The organism is Abiotrophia sp. HMSC24B09 (assembly GCF_001815865.1).
GTDB lineage: Bacteria > Bacillota > Bacilli > Lactobacillales > Aerococcaceae > Abiotrophia.
Genome location: NZ_KV822187.1, coordinates 116,418 through 133,660, shown reverse-complemented (window position 1 = coordinate 133,660; position 17,243 = coordinate 116,418). Strand labels below are relative to the sequence as shown.

At 46.0% G+C, this 17,243-nt stretch carries 20 protein-coding genes; 12 read left to right on the top strand and 8 right to left on the bottom strand.

What is annotated here, in order from left to right; genetic code table 11:
* Nucleotides 1–17 precede the first annotated feature (17 nt).
* Nucleotides 18–854: an endonuclease/exonuclease/phosphatase family protein gene (locus HMPREF3093_RS00610; RefSeq protein ID WP_070755122.1), complete on the top strand. Its 837-nt coding sequence runs from the start codon at nt 18–20 to the stop codon at nt 852–854.
* Between the two features lie 597 nt (nt 855–1,451).
* On the opposite strand, the gene HMPREF3093_RS00605 is transcribed toward HMPREF3093_RS00610, so the two are convergent.
* The 8 genes from HMPREF3093_RS00605 to HMPREF3093_RS00570 form a co-directional block, all read right to left on the bottom strand.
* Nucleotides 1,452–2,114, bottom strand: coding sequence for a hypothetical protein (locus tag HMPREF3093_RS00605; protein WP_070755121.1), 663 nt, complete (start codon nt 2,112–2,114; stop codon nt 1,452–1,454).
* Nucleotides 2,115–2,131: 17 nt separating this feature from the next.
* Nucleotides 2,132–2,770, bottom strand: coding sequence for a hypothetical protein (locus HMPREF3093_RS00600; protein WP_070755120.1), 639 nt, complete (start codon nt 2,768–2,770; stop codon nt 2,132–2,134).
* 20 nt (nt 2,771–2,790) lie between these two features.
* On the bottom strand, nt 2,791–3,393 hold the full coding sequence (locus HMPREF3093_RS00595) for a hypothetical protein (RefSeq protein WP_070755119.1): 603 nt from the start codon (nt 3,391–3,393) through the stop codon (nt 2,791–2,793).
* Nucleotides 3,394–3,407: 14 nt separating this feature from the next.
* A complete protein-coding gene (locus HMPREF3093_RS00590; RefSeq protein WP_070755118.1) occupies nt 3,408–4,013 on the bottom strand; it encodes a hypothetical protein in 606 nt (201 codons plus the stop codon).
* A gap of 169 nt (nt 4,014–4,182) precedes the next feature.
* Nucleotides 4,183–4,446, bottom strand: a complete 264-nt coding sequence (locus HMPREF3093_RS00585) for a hypothetical protein (RefSeq protein WP_070755117.1) — start codon at nt 4,444–4,446, stop codon at nt 4,183–4,185.
* Nucleotides 4,447–4,455: 9 nt separating this feature from the next.
* A complete protein-coding gene (locus HMPREF3093_RS00580; RefSeq protein ID WP_070755116.1) occupies nt 4,456–5,016 on the bottom strand; it encodes a hypothetical protein in 561 nt (186 codons plus the stop codon).
* 118 nt (nt 5,017–5,134) lie between these two features.
* Nucleotides 5,135–6,373: a toxic anion resistance protein gene (locus HMPREF3093_RS00575; RefSeq protein ID WP_070755115.1), complete on the bottom strand. Its 1,239-nt coding sequence runs from the start codon at nt 6,371–6,373 to the stop codon at nt 5,135–5,137.
* On the bottom strand, nt 6,373–7,428 hold the full coding sequence (locus tag HMPREF3093_RS00570) for a 5-bromo-4-chloroindolyl phosphate hydrolysis family protein (RefSeq protein ID WP_023391908.1): 1,056 nt from the start codon (nt 7,426–7,428) through the stop codon (nt 6,373–6,375). The genes HMPREF3093_RS00575 and HMPREF3093_RS00570 overlap by 1 nt, the downstream gene beginning before the upstream one ends.
* A gap of 169 nt (nt 7,429–7,597) precedes the next feature.
* On the opposite strand from HMPREF3093_RS00570, the gene HMPREF3093_RS00565 reads away from it, so the two are divergent.
* The 11 genes from HMPREF3093_RS00565 to rnhC all read left to right on the top strand — a co-directional run bounded on the left by HMPREF3093_RS00565 (nt 7,598) and on the right by rnhC (nt 17,198).
* On the top strand, nt 7,598–8,179 hold the full coding sequence (locus HMPREF3093_RS00565; RefSeq protein ID WP_070755114.1) for an NUDIX hydrolase: 582 nt from the start codon (nt 7,598–7,600) through the stop codon (nt 8,177–8,179).
* Nucleotides 8,172–8,687, top strand: coding sequence for a hypothetical protein (locus HMPREF3093_RS00560; protein ID WP_070755113.1), 516 nt, complete (start codon nt 8,172–8,174; stop codon nt 8,685–8,687). Before HMPREF3093_RS00565 ends, HMPREF3093_RS00560 begins: the two co-directional genes overlap by 8 nt.
* 20 nt (nt 8,688–8,707) lie before the next feature.
* Nucleotides 8,708–9,409, top strand: a complete 702-nt coding sequence (locus HMPREF3093_RS00555) for a 5'-methylthioadenosine/adenosylhomocysteine nucleosidase (RefSeq protein ID WP_070755112.1) — start codon at nt 8,708–8,710, stop codon at nt 9,407–9,409.
* A complete protein-coding gene (locus HMPREF3093_RS00550; RefSeq protein WP_070755111.1) occupies nt 9,409–9,963 on the top strand; it encodes a DNA-3-methyladenine glycosylase I in 555 nt (184 codons plus the stop codon). Before HMPREF3093_RS00555 ends, HMPREF3093_RS00550 begins: the two co-directional genes overlap by 1 nt.
* Nucleotides 9,964–10,201: 238 nt before the next feature.
* The gene (rpsD, locus tag HMPREF3093_RS00545) at nt 10,202–10,810 is read left to right on the top strand and encodes a 30S ribosomal protein S4 (protein ID WP_023391913.1); all 609 of its coding nucleotides are present in this window, start codon (nt 10,202–10,204) and stop codon (nt 10,808–10,810) included.
* 475 nt (nt 10,811–11,285) lie between these two features.
* Nucleotides 11,286–12,884 carry an ATP-binding cassette domain-containing protein gene (locus HMPREF3093_RS00540; RefSeq protein WP_083316216.1) on the top strand — a complete coding sequence of 533 codons (1,599 nt, stop codon included), beginning with the start codon at nt 11,286–11,288 and terminating at the stop codon, nt 12,882–12,884.
* Nucleotides 12,881–14,482, top strand: coding sequence for an ATP-binding cassette domain-containing protein (locus HMPREF3093_RS00535; protein WP_070755109.1), 1,602 nt, complete (start codon nt 12,881–12,883; stop codon nt 14,480–14,482). The genes HMPREF3093_RS00540 and HMPREF3093_RS00535 overlap by 4 nt, the downstream gene beginning before the upstream one ends.
* Nucleotides 14,483–14,593: 111 nt before the next feature.
* Nucleotides 14,594–14,788: a DUF3378 domain-containing protein gene (locus tag HMPREF3093_RS00530; RefSeq protein ID WP_070755108.1), complete on the top strand. Its 195-nt coding sequence runs from the start codon at nt 14,594–14,596 to the stop codon at nt 14,786–14,788.
* 75 nt (nt 14,789–14,863) lie between these two features.
* Nucleotides 14,864–15,463, top strand: coding sequence for a ribonuclease HIII (locus tag HMPREF3093_RS00525; protein WP_070755107.1), 600 nt, complete (start codon nt 14,864–14,866; stop codon nt 15,461–15,463).
* Nucleotides 15,464–15,594: 131 nt separating this feature from the next.
* On the top strand, nt 15,595–16,026 hold the full coding sequence (locus HMPREF3093_RS00520; RefSeq protein ID WP_070755106.1) for a DUF3378 domain-containing protein: 432 nt from the start codon (nt 15,595–15,597) through the stop codon (nt 16,024–16,026).
* Nucleotides 16,027–16,238: 212 nt separating this feature from the next.
* The gene (rnhC, locus tag HMPREF3093_RS00515) at nt 16,239–17,198 is read left to right on the top strand and encodes a ribonuclease HIII (protein ID WP_070755105.1); all 960 of its coding nucleotides are present in this window, start codon (nt 16,239–16,241) and stop codon (nt 17,196–17,198) included.
* Nucleotides 17,199–17,243: the final 45 nt, after the last annotated feature.

The following is a 17,243-nucleotide window of genomic DNA, read 5'->3' as shown; positions in this document are numbered from 1 at the left end:
TTCATAGGAGGTAAATTATGAAATTATTGGACCTCAATACCCATAGTTGGATTGAAGTGGAGCAGGAGCGTAAGCTAGGGGAGTTGATTGACTTCATCCTAGCAGGCGACTATGACCTGATTACCCTTCAAGAAGTCAACCAAACCATGACGGCGCCTCTCTGGGAGCCAGATGCTTATTTCTGTCCGGTGGCTAAGCAACGTTCCATTAAGGAAGATAACTTTGCCCGTCTCTTAGTAGAGGGCTTGCGCCAAGCTGGCAAGGCCTACTACTGGGCCTGGGCAGATGCCCACATTGGCTTTGATCGCTATGATGAGGGCGTGGCCATCTTGTCTAAGGAGCCATTACAGCCAGAAGCTTACTGGGTGTCAGCCATCCAAGACCGGACGGACTATCACACTCGAGTCCTCTTAAGGGCGCAGACGTATATTGGCGAGCGGGCTCTGCAAGTAGCCAGTGGCCATTTCTCTTGGTGGGATCCGGACAGCGACATTAGCTTTGGCTATGAATGGAAGAAGACCGAAACCATCCTGCGTGGCCATGCTGAGTTGCCACTGATTTTGATGGGCGACTTCAACAATCCGGCTGGTAAGCGCCAGGAAGGCTATGATTTGATTGCTGCCAGTGACCTTAAGCTCCAGGATGCTTTCCTAGTGGCTAAGGAAAAAGAGGGCGAGTTCACTGTCGAGAAAGCCATTGACGGCTGGGAAGGCAATGTGGACCAACTGAGAATTGACTTGGCCTTCTTGAGCCAAGACTTTGTGGTAGATAGCTACCGCGTTGTTTTAGACGGCCGGCGCGGTCCCGTCGTCAGCGACCACTTTGGTTTAGAAATCATTGCTCACTGGGCATAAAAATAAGAAAGAGGCTGAGATTCTGTGAATCCAGCCTCCTTTTTGTTCTGTTACTAAGGAAAAGGCGCGAGCTAGGTCAGAAATTCGAAAGAAAGCCATGTGCTAGTGGCCCACTCTGGAGAGTGGACCACTAGCTCGGCCTGAAATCGGGGAAAAGGCCGGAAAACCGGGGGAAAGCCAGGAGCCAGTGGTCCACTTTGAAGAGTGGACCACTAGCTCAGCTGGAAACCGTGAAAAGGCCCGAAAACCGTGGAAAAGCCAGGAGCTAGTGGACCACTTTAGAGAGTGGACCACTAGCTCAGCCAGAAACCGTGAAAAGGGCGGGAAACCGGGAAAAAGCCGCGAGCCAGTGGTCCACTTTGAAGAGTAGACCACTAGCTCGGGCAGAAACCGGTAAAAGGCCCGAAAACCGGGGGAAAGTCATGAGCCAGTGGCCCACTTTGGAGAGTGGACCACTAGCTCAGCCAGAAACCAGGGAAAAGGGCGGAAAACCGTGAAAAGTCCGGAGCTAGTGGCCCACTAGCCCAGTCAGGAGCTGAGAAAAGCCAGAAACTCTGCCCAACAAAAAAGCGGCCGGCATTGCCGGTCGCTTTTGACTTATTTAGTAGGTGACCAAGTCTTGATGACTGGCTCCACTTGGTTCTTGATGAAGGTGTCATCTGTGATATAAGAAACGACTGATATGACATAATATTTATCTTTTTGGTCATTTGGTGCGAAGACATAGTAGACGATTTGGCTAGATAAGTCGGGATTATCGTTTGGTCCGTATTTTGCCTGAATCCTGATGGCTTCATCAGCAAAAGGCAATTTAGTCTTGGTAATTTCGATAAAGTATGGGGTCAGAGTGGAATTAACATGGGACACCTTGTCCAAAGCATGTAGCTCCACGTCACTGGATTTTTTCATGAATGAAATCAGGTCTTCGCGGTTATAAGGATCTAATTGCTCAAGGGTGACCACGACATCTTCGTTATTGCGGTCGTATTGAAGCAGTCTACCCTCATTTTCCTCCTTGTATTTAGTGAACTCTTTAAAATCTTCTGGGACATTGACCCAACCTGTTAGATCGCTCCCAACACGTTGGGACTTGCCTTCATTGTAAACTTCTTTCTTGGCTTCTTCGCGTAGCTTAGAGATAGACTCAACGGAAGAAGTGTTTTCCTGCTGACTTTGTTCTTCGGCTAAGATAGCAGTTGGCGCTAAGCTAGTAGCCAAAGCCAAACTTAAGAGGACGCTTTTCAATAATTTTTTAGTCATGTGATTCATCCTTTCTACTAGTTGGCTGGCTTAGCTTGCCATTTTTCTAAGTGCTTAACTAAGTTTTTAAGGGATTCTTCATTAGAGCTGAAGAAGGTCAAGCGCACGATACGATTGGCATCATCAGGATGGGCGAAGTCAATGATGACGGCCCGGCGATCATCTGATTTGGTTACATCAATTTGATAAACATAACCAAAAGGTTTGCCTAGGTTAACAGGGACAGTCGTCACCTTTTTGCCATGGGCTTTGAAGGCGTAGACAGACATGTCATTGTGGGCCATATAGTCTAGCGGCTTGAGTTTCTTGAATTTTTCAGGCAGGTCGCCTTCCTTGACGTCTTGGATATCGATGTAGAGTTCTTCTTTGTTTTCTTTGTCAATATAGTGAATCGTTTTGTCCGTGGTATCAGCTTTTTGTTCTTGGAAATTACCAGGAAGGTTGAAGTAGCCGGCATTAGGGAGGCCTACTTGGACTGATTTAGCTTGGGATTCGTTAGATTTTTTGAAAAATGAGTTTTTGCTTGATTCCTTGGCAGATTCTTGACTGGTGCTACTTGCAGCACTTGATTCAGTGGCTTGAGCTACTTCAGTCAAGGCGAATTGGCCGGCTAAGAGTAGGCTGGCTAAGGATAAAATAGGAATAAATCGTTTCATTGGAAACTCCTTTCGTTGACTTACTTGGTATCAGACCAAGTTTTAGTGAGGGTTGGAACTAATTTATCGATGCTGTCCTTATTAAAGTTGTAGACGCGAATCAAAAGCAATTTGGCGCCTGTGCTAGCAGGGGCAACATTATAATTCATCAGGGTAGGGACTTTTTTGCCCTCCATTTCAAGTAGGATGGTCGCCGTGAGCGTCATACCTGCCTTAGGATCATCGGCCTTGATTCGGTCGACAGCGACATAGCCGGCATTGCGCTTGCCCATTTCTTCACCCAGATAGCCCATGGTATAGAGGTAGACGTCTGAATTGTCAGGGGCATCTGCTACTGACTGATGCGGATCCAGGGAACGCAAGATGACCGTAATGCTGCCGTCGGTATTGGCCCATTCCTTGTATTTTTCCTCGTCCTTGGTCTGGCTAAAGTCAGCCGGAATGGTGACATAGCCCATGGTGTCCGTCCCCACGCGTTGGGTTTGGTCCATGTTGAGGTTTGGCGCCGCAGGCGCTTTATTATCTTGGGCGTCTACACTGCTTGGCGTCAGGCCAGCCAGTCCCATTAAGACCAGGGTCAAGCAAATTAGGAGGCCACGCCAGAATTTTATTCTAAGTTTCAAGGTCAGGCTCCTTTCTATTCATACTTGGTTGGGGACCAGGTAAACATAATAGGGGCTAATTTATCTAAGGCAGCCCGATCAGGTCCGGTGATGGTCAGTAGAATGACATCTTCCTTATTGTTAAGGCAGAGATAGTAGAAGGTAGATTCTGACCGGTCGGGTAGGGTAGTCGCGACATGGTAGAAGGTCAAATTGTTGACGGTCGCAAATTCCCCCATATTGTTGGTGCCACCTTCTCCAATCCGCTCGCGCAAATTGAGGAAGCCAATCCAATAGACGGGTGACAGGTCTTTGAAGTCTTGAGGAATTTTGTCGTCGGTTGGCGCCTTGACATCGCGAATGCCCCAGACGATTTCTTGGCCACTGGCCTCATCGCGGAAGCGGTAGGCTTGTTCGTCCTTGCTTTGGCCTTCGACTGGCACAAAGCGTAGAGGGATTTGCAAGTAGCCGGCATCTTCATTGCCGTAAACCGCCGTTTTTTCACCGAAAATATTTTTGTCTTCGGCAGTTGGTGGGGGTGAATTGCTCTCTTGGGCATGAGCTGTCCCTGGGAGACCAGCTGTTAGGAGGCAGAGACTAAGTCCGGAAAGCACAAGTTTCCGGAGCCATTTATGACTCATAATCATCTTCCTTTCTCTAGCAAGTTCAATTCATTCTGAAAATGACACTTGACTATGCAACTATTATACCACTCTTTGAAAAGGTGTTCAAATTGCGTCCTATAAGGTAAGTGGCGACAAAAATAGCCCACCTCAAGTCGAGCACTTTGGTGGGCTATTCTTATAGCAACTATTTCATAAAACGAGTCAGAACCAAGCTTAAGATGGCGCTGAGGACGGAGACTAGAATGAGGAGACCCAGCAACCACTCAAACTGCTTGAGCACTACTAAGACTAGCCCCAAGAGAGCCAGGCAGGCATAGGCTACGCTCAGAACGACAATTTCCCGATGGGAACTTAATTCTAAGAGTGTGACAATGTGGTCGCGGAACCAGTAGAGATAGCCGGCGAAAATCAGCAGACAGATGGGAATAAGGCTGAATAGGGCAGACATGAGAATCACCTACTTTTTCTTTTTCTTGAGCACTTGGCTTTTGAGTCTTGGACTGACTTGCTTGCTTGAAATTGGGGGCAGGGGATTTTGGCGTAAGGCCAGGAAGATTAGAATCTGACGCAGGGCTTCATAGGCGATGGCTAGCGCTAGCAGAATTTCTAAGACTAGGGATTGGCTGACCCGCTGGCTAATGCCAATCAAGACCGCCAATAAGACCAAGACAAAGAGACTGATGTTGAGCTTGATCTTGGACAAGTCAAAACGCTTGTAGAAGGTCGGATAGACGGCTAGGTCAGCAGTCAGACTTTGCCAGTCAGCCTTAGGCGTCAACTTGGTCAGGTAGTACCAGGTCATGAGGCCATAGAGGCCGGCGCAAATGGCTAAATTGAGCCAGATGGTGCTGCCAGGCGCTAGTGAGATCATGGCGAAGACAACCAGAATCAAGAAGTTACGATGATGGCAGGCTAGATAGATGGGGCGCTTTTGCTCCGGAATTAAGGCAAAGGCCTGACGCTGGGCGTCGAATAAATAGAGGGCTTGTTGCTTGTCATTAAATAATTCATTAAACATATAGCGAGTCCTTTCCTCTCTCTCTACTTCTATTATAAGACCCTTTTCAACTTCTTACAAGAGGGCAGGGAATAGAAAAAGGACAGGAAGCTGACTTCCTGTCCGGGGGGAATCTATTTTATTCTTCTAGGTAGGCCTGTTGTTCGTTGGAAATCGCCATGAGCTTATCACGCAACTGACCTTCCATGAGCTGGAGTTCCTGTTCGGCGATTTGACGTTGACGACGTCCTTCGCGTTGGATTTCCAGGGTTTGTTCGATGGTTTCAATCAAACTGTTTTGAGTATGTTGTAAGGTCTCGATATCGATAACACCTCGTTCTGATTCGCGGGCGGTGTCAATCGCCGATTGTTTGAGCATGTCGGCATTACGTTTGAGCAAGTCGTTAGTAGTTTGGGAGACTTGGCGTTGGCTAACCGCGGCATTTTGCTGACGGAGTAGGGTCAAGGCAATCATGACCTGGTTCTCCCAGAGCGGAATGGCCGTATGGACGGAGACTTGAATCTTCTCAGCTAAGGCCTGGTTGGTATTTTGAATCATACGGATTTGTGGCGCTTGTTGGACCGTCATTTGGCGGGTTAAGCGCAGGTCGTGGGTCCGTTTGTCCAAACGGTCTAAGAATTGGTTGAGGTCGTTGACAGTTTGGACATCCATTTGGTCACCGGAAGCCTTGGCTTTTTCGATGGCAGCAGGGATAATCTCTTCTTGTAACTCCTGCATCTTAAGCTCACCGGCCGCGATATAGATGTTAAGAGCTTCGAAGTAGTCCTTGTTCTTCTGATAGAGTTGTTCCAACATGAGGTTGTCGTTGAGTAACTCATTCTTCTCGCGTTCTAGACGGATGGCCACACGGTCAATGGCAGTACCAATCTTCTGATAGCGGGCTTGGGTTTCAGCAATGGAAGCCTTAATCTTACCAAAGAATTTTTGGAAGATATTAGGAGAGGCCGTTAAGTCACGCGGGTTAGAAGATTCCAGTTGGTGCATGAGGTCGGTTAGGACATCAGCAATTTCACCTGTATCCTTGAGTTGGACCTTGTTGAGCATGCCATGGGAGAACTCGCTCAGTTTCTTCTGAGCATTGGAGCCGTAGGCGATGACGGCACTCATATTCTGCTCGTCAATCTGCTTAGCCAAATCATAGGCCTGTTGCTGGCGATGTTCTGGCAGGCGGTCAATTAGCTTTTCAGTGGTGACGGCCCGCTTAGCCATCATCTCGGCATCCACTAGGTCAGTGTGAGGGGAGGTAGGGCTAGGCGTCTCTTCTAGGTCGAAGGGATTACCCAGCAAGTCTTCTACCGTACTAGTTTTAGGTGTTTGGGCTTGCATTTCTTCAAATAAATCGGGACGTTCTGACATTATGCTTCATCCTTTCCAAGGTTAATGAGATCTTCAACACTTTCATCTGATTGGAGCGCTTCTTGGCTCTTAAGGGTGCGATTGGCTACGTAGAGTTCATCTTCCATGGCCTTGAGATCTTCCTGGTGGAAGTGAACATAGGCATCGTTAATGGATTGACAGAGCTTCTCAATAGTGGCCGCTGATTTTTCTAAAATCATGTAGGTTTGCTTGTTCTTGGCAACGTGGCCGTTAATTTCGTTATACTTCTTAAGAATATCTTCTAGGGAAGGCAGGTACTTATAGAGGAAGTCACTGGCTTCGACCAGGCGTTTAGGCTGATTGACGATGTCCTTGAAGTAGTTTTGGCAGACCTTAACGGTATTGTAGCGAACTTCTAGAGTACGGAGCTTAGCGTTTTGGTTGAACTCCTGCTCGATGCTTTGGATTTGCGGTTTGGCAGTTGCCAGTTGTTCGCGTAAGAATTGAATTTCTTGGTCTGACAAGCCTGCTTGGCGGTAGTGTTGGACCTTGTTGCTGCTTGTGCGTGTGACAGAAGTCTTATAGGGGGCTTCCTCGCTAGGTCCGGCAAACTTGGCTAGAACCACCAAGCCGGTCACGCAGGCCAAGCCGAATAGCTCTAGGAAGATGAGACCGATAATCCATTCAAAGTCCATGTGTTGGCCTGAGACAATGGCATTGACAGCCAGGATGGTGCAGGCAATACCAATATAGAAGAAGTAACGGACCCAGTCAGCAGGTTTGAGCTTATTAATCAGCTGGAAGCCAGTGGTTAGGATTAGAAGGCCCAGTCCATAGAGGAAGAAAGCCCAGACTAAGCGTGAGGCCAAGCCATAGCCTCCGCCAAATAAGTCTTTGAATAGGAAATTCAAGACGAAGAGTAGGCCGATGCCAAGACCGGCACGACGTTGAATACTTTTTTTATATGCTGCCAAACGGCTGGAGAAATCTAAGTTTCGATAGGCTAGGTGGAGTACAAGGGAAGTGACAATCAAAGGACTGACAATCGTTAATTGACCTAGTAACCGCATATGTAACCACATATGTAACCACATATTCAAAACCTCCTTATTTGTTTTACTGTCTCTATTGTAGCACAGAACTTGAACTTGTATATCGGACTTGAGGCCTATTTTTAAGTAAGACTTAAGCCGTGGCCTTTTTCTTGCTTTATGGCAGGGGAGAGGCTATGCTAGAGTCAAGTAGTAAAAGGAGGTCTGCTCTATGAAAATTGCAGCCAATGAAGTCAGCTTTAATCAATCATCCCGCATGGTGTCGACCCAGTTAATCTTTGATGGCGTCATTCTGCAAACCTACCTTAATCAGGTAAGATTGGACCAAGGCCAGGTGGTTGAGCGTGAGCTTATCCATAAGAAACCGGCCGTGGCCATTCTAGCCGTCACGCCCGAAGACAAGGTCCTCTTGGTCAAGCAGTACCGGGCGGCCATTGATGGCGATACTTATGAAATTCCAGCTGGTATTCTAGATAAGGGTGACCAAGATGCGCCCCTAGAAGGTGCCAAGCGTGAGTTAGAAGAAGAAACGACCTATCAGGCAGCCCACTGGCAGAATCTGGGCGACTTCTATGCCTCACCAGGCTTCTTAGATGAGAAGTTAACCCTCTATTATGCCCATGGTCTGGTGTCAGTCGAGAATCCACTGCCTCAAGACGATGATGAGGGCATTGAACTCTTTGAAATGACTCGTCAGCAAGTCCAAGATCTACTGGATCAAGGCCAAATTATTGACCTTAAGACCCTCTACGCCCTCCAACTCTGGTTAGGAGGAGGTGGCTTGCATGCCTGAGACCGAAACGCGCATGTCCCGCTACCACGGCAAGGACAAGCACCGACGGGAATATGAAGACTATGTTAAAGGAGGCGCCAGCCAAGAAAGCAAGCAAGCGGATTGGCCAGCCCTAGAAGACCAAGACCAGGACTTGGGCCAAACTCAGGTCTACTCTAGTAAGAATTGGCAAGAAGATCCCTATGCCTATCATGAAGTGGAGGAAATCCCGGAAGCGTCCCATTATCAAGACTATTCAGCTTATGAAGATTCATCTTATGGGACTGAGACCTACCAGGATGAGGGCTACGACTATGATTCGCATCAGGCCTATGTGGCATATAACGAAAATGAAGAATACGAAGAATACGAAGAATATGAAGAATACGAAGAAGAGCCCGCGCCTGCTAGCAAGCCCCCTAAAGTCAAGGGGCCTTATAGCCTGCGGCTGGATCGTTTCCTTAATAATGCCCTGATACTGGTAGCTGTCTTGCTACTCATTGTCATGGCAATTATGTTTGTATTTTAATTAGAAGAAGGAGTTAATCTATGAAAATCGGACTTATTGGCGCTATGGAAGAAGAAATCCGCCTACTCAAACAAGCCCTCCAGCAAGAATCAGAGCAAGTCGTGGCTGGCTACACCTTCTACCAAGGTCAACTCTCTGGCCAGGACGTAGTCTTGGTCCAATCCGGGATTGGTAAAGTTAATGCCGCCATGACGGTGACCTTACTCAAGCAGCTGTTTGACGTGGACCTGGTCATCAACACCGGGAGCGCCGGCGCCCTAGGCCACGGCCTCAAGGTAGGGGACGTAGTGGTAGCAGATCAACTGCGCCATCATGATGCGGATGTGACAGCCTTTGGCTATCAAATCGGTCAAATGGCTGGCATGCCCGCTGCCTATGAGACCCACTCAGCCTTGTCAGACTTGGCAGCCCAACTCTATCAAGCCAAGGGCAAGCAGGTCTATCGTGGCCTGATTGTCTCAGGTGATGCCTTCGTAGCGGGACCAAGTCAACAGGCCCCTATCAAGGCAAATTTCCCTCAGGCCTTAGCCTGTGAAATGGAGTCGGCCGCCATTGCCCAAGCGGCCTATGTGCTCAAGACACCTTGTGTGGTCATTCGGGCTATCTCGGACTCTGCCGATGACCAGGCTAACATCACTTTTGATGAGTTTATTCTCTTAGCTGGTAAGGAATCTGCTAGCTTGGTCATGGAACTCTTGGAGCGTATGGGAGAGGTTATCTAATGAAACGATGTGATTGGGCCACCAAGCATGCTTTGGAGACTCACTATCATGACACCGAATGGGGCGTGCCCTCTTATGACGACCATTATCTCTTTAAGATGCTGGTCCTTGAAGGCATGCAAGCAGGTCTCAGTTGGTTAACCATTTTGTCTAAGATGGAGACCCTCTGCCAAGCATATGATGATTTTGTGCCTCAAGTAGTGGCCGAGTATGATGAAGCCAAATGGGAGGCCTTGTTAGCCGATCCTGGTGTGGTACGTAATCGTCTGAAGATTAAGGCCGTCACCACCAATGCCAAAGCCTACCTGGCAGTCTCGAAAGAGTTTGGTTCTTTTTCCAACTATATTTGGAGCTTTGTCCAGGGTCAGCCCCTTATCAATCACTGGACTTCAATAGACCAGGTGCCAGCCAAGTCAGATTTGTCGGATAAGCTAAGTAAAGACCTGCAGAAGAGGGGCTTCAAGTTTGTGGGTTCAACCACTGTTTATGCCTTTATGCAGGCAGTGGGAATGGTGAATGACCACCTAGAGTCCTGTGACTTTAAGTTGGAGTGACCAGGCTAAAATATTTGCGTGACAAGACTTGTCAGCGCCAAAAGAATTTGCTATAATCGTAAGAGTGTAAAATAATGCAGCATAAAAAAGGAAAGCGCGTCAACAGTTGATTGCCCCTTGGGGTAGGTTAGTAACTGCGGCTGCAGAAAAGCGAACGCCTCACATCACCTGCACGCATTCGGTTTTTTAGGATTATTTTACTCCAAACAAAAATCTATTTTATTGGAGGAATTCAAGAATGTCTCGTTACACAGGTCCATCTTGGAAATTATCTCGCCGCTTAGGCATCTCATTATCTGAAACTGGTAAAGAGTTAGCACGTCGCAACTACGCACCAGGTCAACACGGCAACCAACGTAAGAAAATCTCTGAGTATGGTTTGCAATTACAAGAAAAACAAAAATTACGCCACACTTACGGCATGAACGAGCGTCAATTCGCGACCTTGTTCCGCAAAGCTGGTAAGATCAAAACCGGTAAACACGGTGAAAACTTCATGGCTTTATTGGAAACTCGTTTGGATAACTTGGTATACCGTTTAGGTTTTGCTACCACTCGTCGTCAAGCTCGTCAATTAGTAAACCACGGTCACGTGACTGTTGACGGCAAGCGTGTGGACATTCCTTCTTACTTGGTAACACCAGGTCAAGTGATTGGTTTGCGTGAATCTTCTCGCGACTTAGCAATCATCAAGGAAGCTTTGGAAAACACTGTTTCTCGTTTAGACTTCGTTTCTTACGATGCAGCTGCTTTCGAAGGGACTTTGACTCGCTTACCAGAACGTAGCGAACTCAACGCTGAAATCGACGAAGCCCTCGTCGTTGAATACTACAACAAATTAGGCTAAGCCTAGTATTTAAGAAAACACGCCGGTTGATGGCGTGTTTTTTTTGTTCTATCAGAGTGAAAGGGAAGGGGGATAGAAAGACATTAAATTGCCTTGGAGAGTGAGATTGTTAGGTAAGATAAATTAATGAAAACATGATGCAATTTATCGAAATCCTATCTAATAGCTAGGGACAAGTTTGAAAATTGATCTATTTAAATGATAGCAATTAATCATTAGCTTTACTCAGGGCAAAAACTCTCAGATTAAAATTAAAAAAAGATTAGAATTTAATGTTGACTCAACTTAATTTAAATGATAAATTAGTGGCATAAAACTTTACAACTACCTATCTCTCTTTTGAGATTGATGGAGATGATGTAGTGACTAGCTTGATTAATTTTTATCTAAGAAGTTACTTGGACTTACTCCAGTCAAAGCGCTCGATTTCAGTTATGGTTGCCAATATAGAATCCACTAAAGGAGGTTGAAACCTATGTTTAGGTTGGTACTGTCTAATATCGCCAAGTCAAAATTACTCCTCTTATTAGTATGTAGGCTTTATCTCAGTGGCTTTAATGTCTTATTCTCATACTTAACGCAATTAGGACTGGGAACTATAGAGGAGGGCGCTCAGGGGACATTGTTTCAGGTCGCCGCTTATATGATAGGTGGGGCCTTGCTTTATATCTTCTTCTATTACGTCTATAGCCTTAATCTGGCTAAGGTCTTTCAGGAAACAAGTCAATTCATTGTTCAGAAGTTAATCCAATCCTTTATCAATAAACGCGATAGTCAAGAACAAACAACAGAGGGAGAAGCGGTTAATTTAATTCATACAGATGCTACCAATATCTCGCTCTTTCTATCGAGTGGCTTGCTTCCTCTTTTGGACACCAGTTTATCCCTGCTTGTTGGCGTCGTCTATGTCATGTCGATGAACCAAGTTATTGGCTCTGTCTTCATATTTGGAGGTTTGCTTATCGGCTTAGGCAACTATCTGCTCACATCGAAAATGGAGATGGCCTACGAGGACTATATGGTTGCGGCTGACCAAAACTACAATTTTTATGAGCAAGTCTTCCGGATTATGCCGATTGTTAAAATTTTTAAGATAAGTGACTGGTTATACCGGAAGCAAGTGAAGTTCTTTTCTAGTCGTGAAAAGCACTTTAATCAATACAATGGCTACTATGCCAATAGTCTAAGCTTAACAGAAGGTGGCGTGATTACCTTTGAGATTATTTCATTAGCGCTTGGTTTATATCTTGTAATTGCGGGACAGTTAGAAATGGCAGTCTTATTGGGTATCTGGAATGCCGGACTAGGATCAATCATCTATCCTTTATCAGACTTACCTTCCTTATGGAACTATTTTGTCCAATACAGATCCTCTGCTAAACGTGTATCAACAAAATGGTTAGACGACCAAGCTTCTGGGCAAGCACAAACAAGGGAAGAACTTCCGGAGAAGGCAGGAAAAGGCATCACATTAGAAAATGTCAGTTTCTCCTACCAAGATAAGCAAGTATTTAATCAGGTTAACTTTAGGTTTGAACCTAAGGGTATTCATTTCTTAGTGGGGCCTAGCGGGTCAGGTAAGTCTACACTCTTAAATTTAATTCTCGGTGTCTATGTGCCTCATGAGGGGCGTATTGTATTTGACCAAGCTAATGAAGAGCTAGGGCAAGAGACGATAGGTTATGTGCCACAAAAAGTGACTTTCTTTAACACCAGTCTGCGTTCTAATTTGCTAATGGGGCGGACAGTCAGTGATCAGCAAATTAAAGAAGTATGTAGCGCACTTAATATTTGGGAGGTCATTCAGCAACTACCTAAGGGGCTGGATACTGTCTATGGCGAGGATATAAAATTATCGAATGGGCAAATACGGCGCTTAGGTGTTGCGCGTGCCTTGCTTTCGGGGGCCTATTGGATACTGCTCGATGAACCCTTCTCGGATCTAGATCGAGAAAATCAGGGTTACTTAATGACTTGCTTGCGAGAATTAAGAGATCATTCATTTATAATTGTGACACATACTTCAGATATGATTCAAGCCAATGATCGAGTGATTGAGGTGCAAAGCTTATGAAACAATTTAGTCATTTACTAAAGCAAACTAAGATTAAGAGCTTAAGCTTGCTGTTTTTATCCTTAGCCTTAAGTGTTGGAGTGGCAATCATGAGGATTGTCGCTGGTTATTTGTATGATCCCCTGGTTAGTGCAGCAACAAATCCTCCATATCAATTCAACTGGCAACTATGCTTTTGGGTGATTGCCTTGAATATTCTCTTGTCAATCGGGATTGGCCTAACGCAACGTGTCAAAGTAAAAAGCAATTTGTATTTGGAAGGCCAAATGACTGGCTACTTCATTAGTCATCTGGAGCAAACGGATGGTCTAGCAATTGATAAAAGCGGCATGGGTCCCTGGTTGACACTGCTAATGGATGACATAAAAGAATGTAGTTACTTCTTGTCGACAACTCTGTTCGAGATGGTGATTGGATTAGCGAGTTTTCTTCTGGCTGTGGTCTATGGAATGCGCACCAACTGGCAATTGACGCTAGGGATCCTTTGCCTATCATTCATAGGTGGTTTGTTGATGAAGGGAATCGGCCCTAGGTTACAAGCAGCGAAGGAGGACGAGCAAGCAGCGGAAGAGGACCTTCAACCCCTTATGGTCCAGATTTTGTCGCAAATTCCCCTGATTAGAGCGCACCGAGCTGAGCACTATACAGAAGAACTATTTGAGGAATATCACGCTCATTATAGAAAGCAGCAATATCAGCGACAGAGACATCGTGCCTTACTCGAATCTTTAAGTATTGGATTAGGTTTTGTGATGACGACTAGCTGGATTTCTCTGGCTTTTATCCTGATGGTTCGAGGTGAATTAACACTCGGTCAATTATTTAGTTTTATGATTATTGATCGATACTTTACCTGGGTATTCTTCAACCTTCCTAGCCTCTACAGTGACTACCTGATGGCTAAAGTCTGTGCTGAACGCATTATGACTTTCAAGAAGGAACACTATAGCCAGCCGGAAGTGGGAGGAATCCACCAAGGTAGTGTATTATCTCTAGTGGATTTGGGTTTTGCGTATAGCGACCATACGGTGTTGGAGCATCTAACAGCCAAATTTGAAAAGGGAACACAATACGCTTTGATGGGAGCAAGTGGTTCTGGCAAGAGTACCGTCTTGAAGCTATTAGCAGGTATTTACCCTAGCCATAGTGGGACTATTGAGTTGGATGGCAATAGTGTGGCAAGTGATAGATTGAGTGCAGTAGTCAGCTACGTACCACAAGACAATGTAGTGATCGAAGATACGATTAGAGAGAACATACTTCTAGGTAGGCAGCTTTCGGATGCGGACCTTAACCGTATTATCGAGCTGTCTGGTTTGACATCACTCCTTGAGCGACTCGATGATGGTTTGGATACTTTGGTAATTTCTGGTGCTAACCAGAACTTATCGGAAGGAGAGATTCAACGGGTTGGTTTCGCGCGTGCCCTTGTTAAAGAGGCGAGTTTCTTGTTATTAGATGAGCCGACTGCGTCATTAGATGTAGAACTCGAGCAGCTACTAGTTGAATATTATCAAAAGACCGATCAGGGGGTAATTGTTGCCACTCACCGGGACACTAGCTTACCATCTGACTTCGTCCGCATACCTGTTAACTAAGGCAGGAATTATTTGAGATTCCCTACTAATAGAAAACACGCCGGTTGACGGCGTGTTTTTTGCTAGGTACAATACTAGAAGAGATTACCCAATATAGAAAGGAGCCTGCCCATGGCCTCAGTCACCCTCCAACTGGACGCAGCCAGCCGCGCCCAAATGAAAGCAAGCTACGTCGACCACCTGCTGGATCCGGTGCCTCATAGTGAATTCCGCGCCCAAGTCGACGGCGTCACCATTACAGCCTATGCCAGTGGTAAGGTCCTCTTCCAGGGCAAGGATGTGGAAGCTCAGGTAGCCCGTTGGTAGGGGCAGGCGTCATCGGCGCAGACTAGCAATGCGAGTTCGGGCTCAAGCCAGGCTAAAGCAGCCAATCACAGCCACTTGCCTAATGATTTCGCCAATTGGACTATTATCGGCAGCGACGAGGTGGGCAATGGCTCCTACTTTGGGGCATTGACGGTCTGCGCCGTCTACTTGGACCCCGGCGATCGGGCCAAGATTGAAGGCTTGGGCGTCAAGGATTCTAAGCTCCTGTCGGATGCCCAGATTCTGGATCTAGCTCCTAAGTTACGTCAAGTTCTGACCCATGAGCTGACTATTTGCTCGCCTGCCAAGTACAATGAGGCCAACAAGACCCGTAATGCCAATGCCATTAAGGTCAGCCTCCATAACTTCACCATTCAGAAGCTGCTGGCCAAGCTGTCTGCCCGCCAGAAGTTGGCCCTGCAAGGGGTCCTGATTGATGAGTTTACCAGCCCTCAGAACTATTTTAACTACCTTAAGAAGGAAGCTCATCCTCTGACCAAGGGTCTTTATTTCGCTGAGAAAGGGGAGAGTGCCCACTTGGCAGTAGCCTGCGCCTCTATTATAGCGCTTACGCAAGCGATTTACGAAGGAAGTGAGTTAGCATCATGTAATTGTTGTAATAACTCAGGAATCATAAAACACCTCTTTAGTAATTCAGAATGGACAATTCATTAAGCGAATGATTTACTTATGCTTTGGAATACCGTATAATACCATTAATAAGATTAAATAAGAATAATTCAATAGTGTAAAAATGAGAAAGTGCATTTTCTTTAACATCTGAGTATGGTGAGGTGGAAAATTAAATGGCAGAGAAGAGTATCACATTAAAATTGGAAGAAATCCAAGGAATGAAAAAATATTATGAACAATATTTACAAGATCCAGTTGAACATTCTGTATTTTTTGCTAAAGTGAATGGTGTTACTATCACAGCGTTTCAGAGTGGGACAGTTAGATTCCAGGGGGCTAGCCAGGATAATGTAGATAAATTAGTAGAAAAGTGGAAAGAAAAAAATGAGCAGAGTCAAAATGCTAGAAAGAGCTCCAAAAAGTTTATTTACTTGATTGTAGCTCTCATTATCTTTTTTGTCTCCCTGAAAGCTATAGGGTATTTTTGGGGTGCGCTAAATAAAAAAGGAATTCCTTCAAATTTCACAATTTTTATGAGTATAATTTTAGGATCCATTATCTCTTCTTCGGTTACTTTGTATTTATACTTTAGAGAAAAGAAATAATGCATCCTAAAGAATCAAAGTGATAGATGCTTTGACTCTATTTTTATGAATAGGGTAAGTCGGTATTATTTTTGTGTTGTTTAGAAATGGAAATGGTTTTAAGTAAAGATGGTGTGGATAATATATTAGGTAAGAGATTACCGGTTAAATTATAGAATTGGCAACTCTTTAATTCTGAAAACTTCAATGCAATATTTGAAAGGAGCCTGCCCATGGCCTCAGTCACTCTCCAACTGGACGCAGCTACCCGCGCCCAAATGAAAGCAAGCTACGCTGACTACCTGCTAGAGCCGGTACCTCATAGTGAATTCCGCGCCCAAGTCGATGGGGTGACCATAACGGCCTATGCCAGTGGCAAGGTCCTCTTCCAGGGCAAGGATGTGGATGCCCAGCTAGCCCGTTGGCAGGGGCAGGCGTCTTTGGCGCCAAGCACCAAAAAAAGCGCTAGTTCTGATAAGGCCAAACTAGCCAATCACGACCACCTGCCTAATGACTTCGCCAATTGGACTATTATCGGTAGCGATGAGGTGGGCAATGGCTCCTACTTTGGGGCGCTAACCGTATGTGCCGTCTACCTAGATGCCGGTGACCGGGTCAAGATTGAAGGCCTGGGCGTCAAGGATTCCAAGCTCCTGTCGGATTCCCAAATACTGGAACTGGCTCCTAAGTTACGTCAAATTCTAACCCATGAGCTGACCATTTGCTCGCCAGCCAAGTATAATGAGGCCAATAAGACCCGCAATGCCAATGCCATCAAGGTCAGCCTCCATAACTTTACCATTCAGAAGCTCTTGGCCAAGCTGTCTGCCCGCCAGAAGTTGGCCCTGCAAGGGGTCCTGATTGATGAGTTTACCAGCCCTCAGAACTATTTTAACTACCTTAAGAAGGAAGCTCATCCTCTGACCAAGGGTCTTTATTTCGCTGAGAAAGGGGAGAGTGCCCACTTGGCAGTAGCCTGCGCCTCAATTATAGCGCGTGCCTGGTTCCTGGAGTCCCTAACTACCTTCGGGGCGCCTTATGATGTGGTTCTGCCATCAGGAGCAGGTGCCAATGTGGATGCTTTTGCGGCCAAGCTCATTAAAAAGTTTGGTCCTGATGTCTTGAGAGAAACAGCCAAGCTCCACTTCAAGAATACGGAAAAAGCCCTGGCCCTAGCGCGTAAGCTTAAGTAGGCCAGAGGCAAAAGAATAGCGACCTGTTTACTAGTCAAGTAAGCA